Origin of the sequence: Rhodococcoides fascians A25f (assembly GCF_000760935.2) — a bacterium.
Lineage (GTDB): Bacteria > Actinomycetota > Actinomycetes > Mycobacteriales > Mycobacteriaceae > Rhodococcoides.
In genome coordinates, this window is sequence record NZ_CP049744.1 from 3,530,701 (window position 1) to 3,542,537 (window position 11,837).

Consider the following 11,837-nt stretch of genomic DNA (forward strand, 5'->3'; position numbering starts at 1 on the left):
TTCTGGGCCGTTAAGTCGCGATTACTCACCTGTGCACATGCACTCAGTTTCGTGACCTGGCGTATGTCAGGCCGGGGTCGGTCCTAGGCACCGACGCGCGGCATTCCCATCAGCACGGGGATCTTGCGTGCTCCGGAGTCGTCGAACGCAATGGTGGGATCGGCCTCGGCCGGTGCGTTGACGAACGAGACGAAACGACCGAGCTTCTCGTCGTCTTCGAGCACGCCCGCCCATTCGTCCTTGTAGCCGGCGACGTGGCGCTCCATGTCGGCTTCGAGTTCTGCGCCGATACCGAGGCTGTCGTCGCACACGACGGCTTTGAGATGATCGAGTCCCCCGTCGAGCGACTCGAGCCACGGCGCGGTGCGCTGCAGTCGGTCTGCGGTGCGCACGTAGAACATGAGGTACCGATCGATGTAGCTGACCAACGTGGTGTCGTCCAGATTCGAGGCCAGCAATTGAGCGTGCTTGGGTGACTGGCCGCCGTTTCCGCCGACGTACAGGTTCCAACCGCCCTCGGTAGCGATGATTCCGACGTCCTTTCCACGAGCCTCGGCGCATTCACGCGCACAGCCCGATACCCCGAACTTGATCTTGTGCGGGGACCTCAGCCCTCGATAGCGGTTCTCCAGGTCGACGGCCATCCCCACCGAATCCTGGACACCGTAGCGGCACCAACTGGAGCCGACGCAGCTCTTGACCGTGCGCAGCGACTTCCCGTATGCCTGGCCCGATTCCATGCCTGCGTCGACGAGGCGCTTCCAGATAGCAGGCAACTGCTCGACGCGGGCACCGAACATATCGATGCGCTGTCCGCCCGTCACCTTGGTGTAGAGCCCGAAATCGCGAGCGACCTCGCCGATGACGATCAGCTGCTCGGGCGTGCATTCACCACCGGGCATCCGCGGCACCACCGAGTACGTGCCGTTCTTCTGGATATTGGCCAGGAAGTGATCGTTGGTGTCCTGCAGCGAGGCCTGCTCGCCTTCCAGAATGTGATCGGAGGACGTCGATGCGAGGATCGACGCGACGACGGGTTTGCAGATGTCGCAACCGGTTCCGCTGCCGTACTTGGCGATCAGCGACGAGAAGGTGCGTGTGTTCGTTGCCCGAACGATCTCGAACAGCTCGGCCCTGGATTGAGAGAAGTGCTCGCACAAAGACTTCGAGAGCACCACCCCGGATGCGGCCAGCAACGACTTGATGGACGGCAGACAGCCTCCGCAGGTGGTGCCCGCGGTGGTGCAACTCTTCACGGCCGCCAGATCGCACGCTCCGTCGGCGATGGCCGAGCAGATGGCCCCCTTGCTCACGCCGTTGCAGGAGCAGATCTCGGCGTCGTCGGGCAGCGCACCGATACCGACCTGTTCGGCTGCCGGTGAGATCAGGGCTCCGGGGTCGCCGGGAAGTTCTCGTCCGACGAGCGGACGCAGCAGCGAGTACGCGGAGGCGTCGCCGACGAGGATGCCGCCGAGGAGGGTCTTCGCGTCGTCGGTCACGACGAGCTTGGCGTATGTTCCCTTGGGTGCATCGCTGAACACCACCTCGAGAGCACCCGGAGTAGCCGCCATCGCGTCGCCGAAGCTCGCGACATCGACGCCCATGAGCTTGAGTTTGGTGGACATGTCGGCACCGGGGAATTTCGCTGCGCCGCCGAGCAATCGGTCGGCCACCACCTCTGCCGTCGAGTATCCCGGAGCGACCAGGCCGTAGCATCGGCCCTCGACTGCGGCACACTCGCCGATCGCGAACACGGCGGGATCGGAGGTAGTGCAACCGATGTCGACCATGATGCCGCCGCGCTCGCCGACCTCGAGGCCACTCTCGCGGGCCAGCCGATCCTGGGGACGCACACCGGCGGAGAACACCAACAGAGCGGCGTCGATCGTGCTGCCGTCGCTCAGCTCGACCGTCAGGCCGGCGCTGTCGTTCTCGGAGATCGACGATGTACCGACTCCTACATGGACGTTCAGCCCGAGTTCGGTGACGAGACGAGCCAACAGCAAGCCTCCGCCCTCGTCGACCTGCAGCGGCATCAATCGTGGAGCGAACTCGATGACGTGCGGGGTCATGCCCATCTTCTGCAGCGCGTTCGCCGCTTCGAGGCCGAGTAGACCTCCGCCGACGACGACCCCCACGGCACCGGGGCCGGCTGCGTCCGCCCGGGCACGGATCTTGTCCAGGTCGTCGAGGGTCCGGTAGACGAAGCAGCCAGGTAGATCGTGTCCGGGGATCGGCGGCACGAACGGATAGGACCCGGTGGCGAGCACGAGCGCGTCGTACTCCACCGTGTCGCCCGCGGAGGTCTCGACGGTCCGGTGATCACGGTCGATGCGATCGGCACGCACGCCGGTGCGCATCTCGACGAAAAGGTCACCGGGGTAGTCGTTACCCGCCAGCGCAAGTTCCTTGTGGTCCCAGCCACCGACGTAGGACGACAGGCCCACTCGGTCGTACGCCGGCAACGCTTCCTCGCAGAGGACCGTGACCTTCCACTCGGCTGCCTCGTCGCGCGCACGCAACGCTTCGACGAACCGGTGCCCGACCATTCCGTGACCTACCACTACCGCGTTCTTCATTGCGGGTCCTTCCGAATTTGCGTTGTCGTGCAGAGCTTTTCGTTCGTCCAGCCAGAGAGCGTCAGACGGCTACCGAAGCGTCGGCATCGGCAGAGCTGGTCTTGCGCAGGTAGATCGCCCAGGTGACGATCGCGCACACGATGTAGAAGCCGAGGAACACCCAGAACGCGGTGGTCGCGGACTTCGCAGTGCCCGAGTACGACGCTCGCAGAACCAGATTGATTCCGACACCGCCGAGCGCGCCGATCGCACCGGCGATACCGATCAGAGCGCCGGACATCTTGCGCGACCAGTGCTGCTGCTCGTCGACCGTCATGCCCTGAAGCTGAACCGATTTCGCGGCGAAGATCGCGGGGATCATCTTGTAGACCGATCCGTTGCCCAGACCCGAGAGCAAGAAGAGTGCAATGAATCCGATGACGAAGAGCACCATGACCGTGCCGCTGGCCGCTCCGGGCGTCGAGTCGTCCCAGGTACTGGCCGCTACCAGAATTCCGGTGGAGAAGGTCATGGCCACGAACGTGTACAGGGTGATCTTGCCGCCGCCGATCTTGTCTGCGAGCTTGCCTCCGAAAGGCCGCGACAGCGATCCCAGCAATGGACCGAGGAACGCGATCTGAGCAGCCTGCAGCGAAGCCTGCGCCTGCAGCGCGGGGGTTGCCGGGGCCCCGTCGGTGAGTCCGGCGAGGAAGTTGATCTGCAGCACCTGGCCGAACGCGAAACTGAAGCCGATGAACGAGCCGAAGGTACCGATGTAGAGGAAGGCGATCCACCACGCATCGGAGAACTTCAGCACGTCGATCATGGAGCGGCCATTGGTCTTCTGATTGTCGAGATTGTCCATGTACAGCGCTGCACCGACGGCGGCGATCGCGATGAACACGAGATATACCGCGCAGACGATCTCGGGCGCGGTGTTGCCGATGGTGGCGATGACGAGCAACCCGATGAGCTGGATGACGGGCACGCCGATGTTGCCGCCGCCTGCATTGAGACCGAGCGCCCAACCCTTTTCGCGCTGGGGATAGAACGCATTGATGTTCGTCATGGAGGATGCGAAGTTGCCACCGCCCAATCCGGCGAACGCCGCCACGATGATGTACGTGGTGTACGACGCCGGGTTCAGCATGAAGTACATCGTCAGTACGGTCGGGATCAGAAGCACCAAGGCGCTGAAGATGGTCCAGTTCCGCCCACCGAACTTGGCCGTGGCGAAGGTGTACGGGATCCGAAGGATTGCGCCGACGAGAGTGGGCACGGCCACGAGGAAGAACTTGCCGGCCGCATCGATGCCGTAGACGGATAGCGGCATGAACAGCACCATCACCGACCAGATCGACCAGATCGAGAACCCGACGTGCTCGGCGACGACCGACCAGATCAGATTTCGCTTGGCGATCTGCTTGCCACCGGCCTCCCAGGCCTCGACGTCCTCGGAATTCCAGTGCGCAATGTGATGGTTCACGGAAACGGGAACCGTTCCGGGCGGAACCGTCGTCGTGGTGGCTGAGCCGGCGTCTGCCGAAGCGCTGCGAGAAAGGCTGGTCACGTTGTGGCCTCCTGATCGGTGTGTGAACCGAACATAGGAAAGCCATGTTGCCGCGGCGCTGCGCGCGATGACTCGTTGATTAACTTGGTCTCACGCGCCGTCGAGCACCGACGTGAGCTGAAGCGTCAACGTTCACCGAACGTCACCAGGTGTCTTCGAGCATCCTCGGTCGACAGCACAGGAATCCTCCGACCAGCAGCACCGCTACGCACCCGGTCAGCAGCACGAGCGGCAGTCCCCATCCACCGGACAGCGTGTGCAGCTGACCGAACAGGATCGGACCGGTCGAGGACACCACGTAACCCAGCCCCTGGGTGAACCCCGACAGCGAGGACGATCCGACCGGGGTGCGCGTCCTGAGGTTGATCAGCGTCAGCGACATCGGGAAGGTCATGGTGCCGAGCCCGACGAGGCACACCCACACCACGGTTCCGCCAGCCGGAGACCAGTGCAGTCCTGCGAAGCCACCGAGGTAGCACGCGGCCGCGACAACCACGATGCCGTACGGATTCTTCACGCGCGCACAGAGAGTGGGAGCGGCCAGCGAGGTGATCAATCCCATTGCACCGAACGCGGCAACCGACGCGCCGGCCAGCGCCTCGCCGATGCCTGCGTCGATCAGAAGCGTCGGCAGCCACGTCAGCATCGCGTAGGTGATCAGCGACGTCATCGCGAACATCATCACCATTCCCCACGCCAGCGACGATCGATGAATTCGGCCGTTCGGCGGCGCGTGCACCGCCGAGGATCCGGCCTCGGCCGAGACATCCCTCTCGTCATGGCCGCGACGGGCCACCACCACACCGAGCCACGGCACGGCGGCGGCCACTCCGACGACGGCCCAGACACCGAGGGACACGCGCCAACCGTGGGCGTCGGCGACGGGAACGGCCAGTAGAGGCGGGATCATGGTGCTGACCTGCAAGGCACAGATGTAGATGGTGCTCACCACCGCCAGGCGGTCGGAGAAGTACCGCTTGACCAACGGCGGGATGACGACGTTTCCGATACCCATGCCTGCGAGGGCTATTGCGGACAACGCGAGCAACGACGCGGTGTTCGGTGCGAACGCCCGAGTGGCCATACCGATGGTGGTGAGCGTCATGGCGAGCAACGCAGCTCGCTCGAGGCCGGTGCGCTTGGCGAGAAACGGCGTCGCCAGACCGAACACGGCGAACATCGCCGGCGGCAACATACCGACGAGGCCGATCACCGTGGAGCCGAACTGAAGGTCGGTGCCGATCCTGCCGAACAGCGGGCTGATCGAGGTCACGGCGGCGCGCAGTGTCAGCGCAGACAGCACGATCGCCGAGAAGACGAGAATTCGACCGCGCACGAGCGAGGTACTGCGGAGGCGGGTATCGGGAACGGTAGGCGCACTCACCGCGTAATCATAGGATGACCGGATCATCGGGTGCAAAGCATTACTATCGACGGCGAAACGTTCACAGTCCGAGGAGCCCACGTGCGGCAGGTCCAGCGATCGAGCCTGATAACCCAGGTCACCGCACAGTTGCGTGACGAGATCACGTCGCAGAGATGGCCGGTGGGCACCCGCATCCCCACCGAGCCGGAACTGTGCGAAATCACCGGGACCGGTCGCAACACCGTTCGCGAAGCGGTCCAAGCTCTTGTGCACGCCGGCATGGTCGAGCGCAGACAGGGGTCGGGCACCTTCGTCATGACCTGCTCCGACCTCGGCGGCACCCTGGGTAAGTACTTCTCGGACGCCCGGCACCGCGACGTCACCGAACTCCGCCAGACCCTGGAGGTCACTGCAGCTGCGCTCGCCGCCGACCGACGCGACGACGAGGACATCCGAGTCATGCTGGGCGCGCTGAAGGATCGCAACGCGGCGTGGTCGAACGAGACCCCACTGGCGGACGCCGTCCGGATCGACGCGCGCCTGCACCGCGCCATCGTCGCAGCCAGTCATAACGCGATCTATCTGGAGTTCTACGACTCACTGCTGCCGGTGATCCACGACGCCATGCGCCACCATGCCATCGAACACGACGACGACTACGTTGCCGAGCACACCGCACTCGTCCATGCCGTCATCGACGGAGACGCAGATCGTGCGTCGGATGCAGCTCGATCACTGTTCCACGAACTGTCCGAACCACTCGCTCGCGCAACGGAATCTACAGAATGAGACGCACCAGGTCCGCTGTTCGTGCGAGACCCGGAAAGGCCTCGGACGTCGAACGCGGATGGAGCGCGTGAACAGCGAGACGAAACATCAACGCGCGCAGCAACATCTGTGGCCACTCGGGTAGATCGTCCCAGCGACCCACCAGACCGTCGTCGGCGTCACCCCAGGACAGGGCGTCCACCACCGCTACTCCGGCGGCCCATGGTGCCGGACGCCAGTACGGCGTGATGTCGCTGATTCCGGGTGCGTCACTGCCCGAGAACAGCACCGTTCCGAACAGGTCGCCGTGTACCAGTTGATCCGGTGACTCGACGGGTTTACGCAGTGTCGCAAGCTGTTTGACCAACTCGAGACTGCTCTTGCCGTCATTGGAGGACGGCTCGGGTGCGCCTGCTCCGCGCGCCGACCGGAGTGGGACGGCCTCCCACGCCGCTCTGTCGGCTGCGACGAACACGTCCACATCCGCCCACGGTGCAACGGGCGGCTGAACCAAGAATCGCGGACGCTCCAGTTGCGCCGTCGCCGAGTGCAGACGCAACGACAACGAGACCACCTCGTCGTGCCGGGGCTCGGGTTCGCCGGCCACGAACGTGTCTGCGCGCCAGCCCGACACCACATACCGACCGTCGGTGGAGCGCACCGGGCGAGCGAGTCGAACTCCGTCCACCGTCAACGTCTCGCGTACCTTCGCCGACCAGGCCGCGCGGGCGTGGTCGGCCACCGGAGACAGCACGACGTCACCCAGACGCCACCCACCGTCCCAGTCCGCTCCGAGGGGTGCCGGCTCGACATCACGCAGCCCGAACGTGGAGATCACGTGCTGAGGGGGTTCGACAGAGCTCACGCCCGCCACGCTACCGCCGATCGGTGCGTCACTGCGGACGACGCGCACACACGCACCGCTTCAGTAGATGGGCAAACCAGGGTCTATTTGCTTGGCCCACTCCACTATTCCGCCCTGCAGATGGGACGCGTCGGCAAAACCGGCACCGACGACCGCGCTGAGCACTTCCGCGGACCTGATGCCGGTTTTGCAGTACAGCACGATCGGCACGTGCTGCGGCAGCTCGGCCATGGCCGCACCGGAGAGGATTCGATCCTTGGGAATCAGGCGTGCGCCGTCGATGCGAACGATGTCCCACTCGACCGGTTCACGCACGTCGATCAGAGCAACCTCGCGCCCGGACTCCATCATTGCCCGTAGCTGAACCGGGGTAACTTCCTCGCCGACGGATTCGACGGCCGGAACAACTCCACAGAATGCCTCGTAGTCGATCAACTCGGTGATCGGGGTCCGATGCGGATCGCGGGTCAACCGCACCGTTCGATAGCTCATCGCCAGTGCGTCGTAGATCATCAATCTGCCCAACAGCGTCTCGCCGATGCCGGTGATCAACTTGATGGCCTCGGTCACCATGACCGAACCGATCGAAGCGCACAGAACTCCCAGCACGCCACCTTCGGCGCACGACGGAACCATTCCCGGCGGCGGAGCCTCGGGGTACAGGTCGCGATAGTTGATGCCCACTCCCCCGGGTGCTGCATCCCAGAACACCGAAACCTGGCCCTCGAATCGATAGATCGAACCCCACACGTACGGAATGCCGACCAGGGCAGCTGCATCGTTGACGAGGTACCGGGTGGCAAAATTGTCGGTGCCGTCGAGAACGAGATCGTAGTGTCCGAAGAGTTCGAGCGCGTTCGAGGAATCCAGTCGGACCTTGTGCAACGTCACCTCGACGCCGTCGTTGAGTTCGAGAATCGAATCTCTGGCACTGTCGGCTTTCGCCCGGCCCACATCGGACCGACCGTGGATGATCTGCCGTTGCAGATTGGACAGTTCGACATCGTCGAATTCCACGATTCCCAGAGTCCCGACACCTGCGGCTGCGAGATAGAGCAGTGCAGGTGAACCCAACCCCCCGGCACCGACGACGAGTACACGGGCGTTGCGGAGGCGTTTCTGACCGTCCGTTCCCACGCTGGGAATGATCAGATGACGGCTGTATCGCGCTACGTCCTCGGGCGTCAGTTCGCCCGCGGGTTCGACCAGCGGAGGTAGGTGGACCACGATGCAGCGACGCTCCTCGACTCGACACGGCGGCCGGTGACCCCGATCGCCACGTTCGAATCTAATCCCCAGCTAGTCCGAAACCCAGCCGGTCACGCGCGCGGGTACGGCCACGGATTGAATCGACATGTCTTGCCGTCCATGGGGACTACCCCCTCCGGATCCAGTCGCGCAATGTCGTCGTTGGACGTGCCGAACGTCTGTTGCATCATCACCGGTGCCAGGCCGCCGTCGGCCTCGCACGGCTGGTGCTGCTGGTAGCCGATTGCATGGCCCACCTCGTGGTTGATCTGATACTGGCGGTACGAGCCGATGTCTCCTTGGAACGAGATCGCCCCGCGAACCCATCTCGGCTCGTTCAGGACGACTCGCTCGATGCCCGGGTTGTAGCAGGAGACTTCGAGTTGAATGTCGTACCCACACGCCTGCCGGATGGACATCTGCGACGTCAGCGAGATCCTGAAGTCGGGGTCACCCTGGTCGATTCGCCGAAACGCGAAACGCGGGTCGTTCGTCCAGCTCTTGGGATTGGCGAGTGTCTGGTCCACCAGGCGGCCGAACGACTCGTCGCCGCCGAATCCGACCGTGTCGACACCGTCCTCCACCTCGACCGTGTACGTGAACACCCGCTCGGTCCCTTGGCCCACCTGCTCGGTGGAACCGGCCACGGTGTGCCACGTGCCGGCACCCTGGACCGCGAAGGGGCCCCCATCCGGCAGTTCACCCGAGGAGATCGACGACGCGAAATTACCGTCAGCCTGTGGCGGTACACCGATGATTCCGGTGCCCGAGGTCGTATCGGAGCTCAGAGCGCCGAAACCGGGATCGGCATTGGTGGACTGCGCCGCGGTGCCGGTGACCGGGTCGCCGGTGCGCACGGCGTCGAATACCACGAGCGCAGTGACCACGATCAGAACTGGAACCGCGTATGCCCGCCAGCCGTACGTCGAGGCGAACTTTCCGATCTTGCTCTGCTTGCGGACGTCTCGGTCGGGTCGACGATTGCGTTGCTTGACCTCGCGCTGCGTCGGATCCCACTGCGCGCGCAATGGTTGGTGAGAACCGCGGCTACCCACCGTGCGTGGAAAATCGTCCGACCGATCGTCGTACTCGTCGTCGACGCCGCCCGACTGCACACCACCGCGGATACGCGGCCCGCCTCGGTCAGTCACTCGATCACGATCTCACAATCCTCACCGCCCGCTGCTCGGCACGCCGACAACGAGACCGGAACTATCGGGTTCTCGGTACGGAAACATCGTACAAACAAACCGTTCGACGTGATCCGGGTTCGAGCAATTCGATCCTGGTCCCCCAGGATCCCGACCGTGCCGGACGCCACGAGTATCGTTGCCCGTGATCTGCGCTACGAGTGATCCGAACCGATGGCCACCCGCCGGAAGTTCACGACGGATCGCTCGCTGTCGAACCAAGACGAGCGCAGTTGTCGACGCGGATGGGAACGGAATTGATGACAGATCTCGACGACCGGAGGTCCTCGGACCGGCCGGCCACCACCGGCAATCGACGCAGCGCACGGCTGCCACGCGATGCCCGTCGGGCGCAGCTGCTCGCCGCTGCGAGCGAAATATTCGTGACCCGCGGCTATCACGCGTCCGGAATGGACGAGATCGCCGAATGCGCAGGTGTCAGCAAGCCGGTCCTCTACCAGCACTTCCCCGGGAAGCTCGAGCTGTATCTGGCGGTGCTGCAGAGCTACGTCGACACGTTGATCGCAGGCGTTCGCCAGGCCCTTCGCTCGACCACCGACAACCGACAGCGCGTACGCGCCGCGGTACTGGCGTTCTACGATTTCGTCGACACCGACACTCAGGGCTTCCGCCTGGTTTTCGAGTCCGATCTGATGGGCGATCCCCAGGTCAACTCGCGCGTCGAGCAGGCGACCGAAGCGTGCGTCGACGCCGTGTTCGATCTGGTCGCGCACGACTCGGGACTCGACCCGTACCGGGCCCGCGTGCTCGCCGTCGGTCTGGTCGGAGCGAGCCAGTTCACCGCCCGATACTGGCTGGAAGCCGACCGGCCCATATCCAAGGAAGACGCGGTGGACACCACCGTGTCGCTGGCCTGGGGCGGTCTGTCGCACGTTCCGCTGCAAGCCCCGTAGGAACCTCTTCCCGTCAACGCCACACGCCCCTCACTCGTAGTCGAGTGAGGGGCGTGTGGTGCGTTTCCCGGCCGTATCAGGAGGTCGCGAATCCGACCTTCCGAGCATCGGACGGACCGATCTCGACGTACGACACCTTGGCGGCCTGGATCAAGAACTTGCGTCCCTTCTCGTCCTCCAACGACAGCACTCCATCCTTACCGGCGAAGGCGGTCGACACGAGCGCTTCGACCTCGGCCGGGGACTGCGTGCTGTTCACGACGAGCTCACGGGAACTCTCCGAAACACCGATCTTGACCTCCACGGTCAACCTCCGAACTCTCGACAACTCTGCTCACGCCAGGCTAGTGCAGCGGGGTCGACCCAGACGCCCGACGCCCTGTGCTGTCAGCGAACACCGGCCTCGCACGGGTCAGTCCAGGCCGAGCGAGGACATCCGCTCCGAGTGCTGTTCCTGCATCCGATCGAACAGTGCGACCACTCCGTTGAGGTCGCCCGAGGCGGTGATGACGAGATCGGTCAGCGACTCTCGTTGCGCGAGCACGAACTGCGCCTGGGTGATGGCCTCGCCGAGCAGGCGGCGACCCCACAGCATCAGCCGCGCCTTGTCCTGCGAGCTCGCCCGAACCCGCTCGGATACTTCGTGGACGACGAACTCCGAATGCCCGGTCTCGGCCAGCACGTCTCGCACGATCTCCGCGACGTCGGAATCGAGGCTGTGCGCGATCTGCCGGTAGAAGTCCGCTGCGATCCCGTCGCCCACGTAGGCCTTGACCAGGGACTCCAACCACGTCGACGGAGTGGTCGATGCGTGGTATTCGTCCAGGGCACGCACGAACGGAGCCATCGAGGCATAGACGTCGAGACCCCGAACGGACAACGCTCGCTCCAGCGTCTCGAAGTGACTCATCTCCGCCGCCGCCATGCTGGCCAGGGCCACGCGCCCCTCCATCGATGGCGCCATACGCGCATCTTCGGCCAGCCGATAGAAGGCCGAGATCTCGCCGTAGGCGAGTACCGCGAACAAGTCCGGAACTCCCGGGTGATCGTGCGCGATGGCCGGCTCGGCCGGCTCGACGAGCGTGGTGGATGCATCTATGGACGACGACGACTCCGGCGAGTGGGCTCCCATGGGTGGCAATCGTAGTCCCGTGCGCGACGCCCCGCCGCGGCGCGCGTCGTACCTGCCGTGACCGGCCGACGATGGTGAATTGGGCTCGGCAAGCTACCATGGTGCTCGATCGTCGCTCGCGGACCGATGGAACGGACCGAAGAACACGTGATGGTCATCGATAATGTGCGCGCACCTGATCCGGGTCGCCTCGACAGCTTCGCCGCAGCGGACATCGCAGTCCGTG

10 protein-coding genes are annotated in these 11,837 nt (G+C 64.5%); 2 read left to right on the plus strand and 8 right to left on the minus strand.

All coding sequences use genetic code 11. The features are described from left to right. Positions 1 to 83: 83 nt before the first annotated feature. The 3 genes from nirB to BH93_RS16640 form a co-directional block, all read right to left on the minus strand. Positions 84 to 2,579: a nitrite reductase large subunit NirB gene (gene nirB / locus BH93_RS16630; protein WP_037174153.1), complete on the minus strand. Its 2,496-nt coding sequence runs from the start codon at positions 2,577 to 2,579 to the stop codon at positions 84 to 86. A 61-nt stretch (positions 2,580 to 2,640) separates the two neighbouring features. Then, positions 2,641 to 4,044, minus strand: a complete 1,404-nt coding sequence (locus BH93_RS16635) for a nitrate/nitrite transporter (protein ID WP_037174467.1) — start codon at positions 4,042 to 4,044, stop codon at positions 2,641 to 2,643. Between the two features lie 226 nt (positions 4,045 to 4,270). Next, positions 4,271 to 5,539 carry an MFS transporter gene (locus BH93_RS16640; protein WP_371832069.1) on the minus strand — a complete coding sequence of 423 codons (1,269 nt, stop codon included), beginning with the start codon at positions 5,537 to 5,539 and terminating at the stop codon, positions 4,271 to 4,273. Positions 5,540 to 5,593: 54 nt separating this feature from the next. On the opposite strand from BH93_RS16640, the gene BH93_RS16645 reads away from it, so the two are divergent. Next, positions 5,594 to 6,283: a FadR/GntR family transcriptional regulator gene (locus BH93_RS16645; protein ID WP_032376920.1), complete on the plus strand. Its 690-nt coding sequence runs from the start codon at positions 5,594 to 5,596 to the stop codon at positions 6,281 to 6,283. Here BH93_RS16645 and BH93_RS16650 read toward each other — a convergent pair. The 3 genes from BH93_RS16650 to BH93_RS16660 form a co-directional block, all read right to left on the minus strand. After that, a complete protein-coding gene (locus tag BH93_RS16650) occupies positions 6,273 to 7,127 on the minus strand; it encodes a TIGR02569 family protein (RefSeq protein WP_032378142.1) in 855 nt (284 codons plus the stop codon). The genes BH93_RS16645 and BH93_RS16650 overlap by 11 nt on opposite strands. 60 nt (positions 7,128 to 7,187) lie before the next feature. Beyond that, positions 7,188 to 8,354, minus strand: coding sequence for an adenylyltransferase/sulfurtransferase MoeZ (moeZ, locus tag BH93_RS16655; protein WP_037174154.1), 1,167 nt, complete (start codon positions 8,352 to 8,354; stop codon positions 7,188 to 7,190). A gap of 92 nt (positions 8,355 to 8,446) precedes the next feature. Next, complete coding sequence (locus tag BH93_RS16660) at positions 8,447 to 9,526, minus strand: DUF3152 domain-containing protein (protein WP_037174156.1); 1,080 nt, start codon at positions 9,524 to 9,526, stop codon at positions 8,447 to 8,449. A 299-nt stretch (positions 9,527 to 9,825) separates the two neighbouring features. Here BH93_RS16660 and BH93_RS16665 point away from each other — a divergent pair, with 299 nt between their 5' ends. Further along, positions 9,826 to 10,479: a TetR/AcrR family transcriptional regulator gene (locus tag BH93_RS16665; RefSeq protein WP_032378141.1), complete on the plus strand. Its 654-nt coding sequence runs from the start codon at positions 9,826 to 9,828 to the stop codon at positions 10,477 to 10,479. 76 nt (positions 10,480 to 10,555) lie between these two features. Here BH93_RS16665 and BH93_RS16670 read toward each other — a convergent pair whose 3' ends face one another. Next, complete coding sequence (locus BH93_RS16670; protein ID WP_170944847.1) at positions 10,556 to 10,783, minus strand: DUF3107 domain-containing protein; 228 nt, start codon at positions 10,781 to 10,783, stop codon at positions 10,556 to 10,558. 108 nt (positions 10,784 to 10,891) lie between these two features. After that, positions 10,892 to 11,611, minus strand: coding sequence for a ferritin-like fold-containing protein (locus tag BH93_RS16675; protein WP_037174159.1), 720 nt, complete (start codon positions 11,609 to 11,611; stop codon positions 10,892 to 10,894). Between the last annotated feature and the right edge of the window lie 226 nt (positions 11,612 to 11,837).

Bases quoted from the DNA above. Each gene is read 5' to 3' on its own strand.
- nirB (WP_037174153.1), bottom strand. From the start codon at position 2,579: ATGAAGAACGCGGTAGTGGTAGGTCACGGAATGGTCGGGCACCGGTTC.
- BH93_RS16640 (WP_371832069.1), bottom strand. From the start codon at position 5,539: ATGATCCGGTCATCCTATGATTACGCGGTGAGTGCGCCTACCGTTCCC.
- BH93_RS16665 (WP_032378141.1), top strand. From the start codon at position 9,826: ATGACAGATCTCGACGACCGGAGGTCCTCGGACCGGCCGGCCACCACC.
- BH93_RS16675 (WP_037174159.1), bottom strand. From the start codon at position 11,611: ATGGGAGCCCACTCGCCGGAGTCGTCGTCGTCCATAGATGCATCCACC.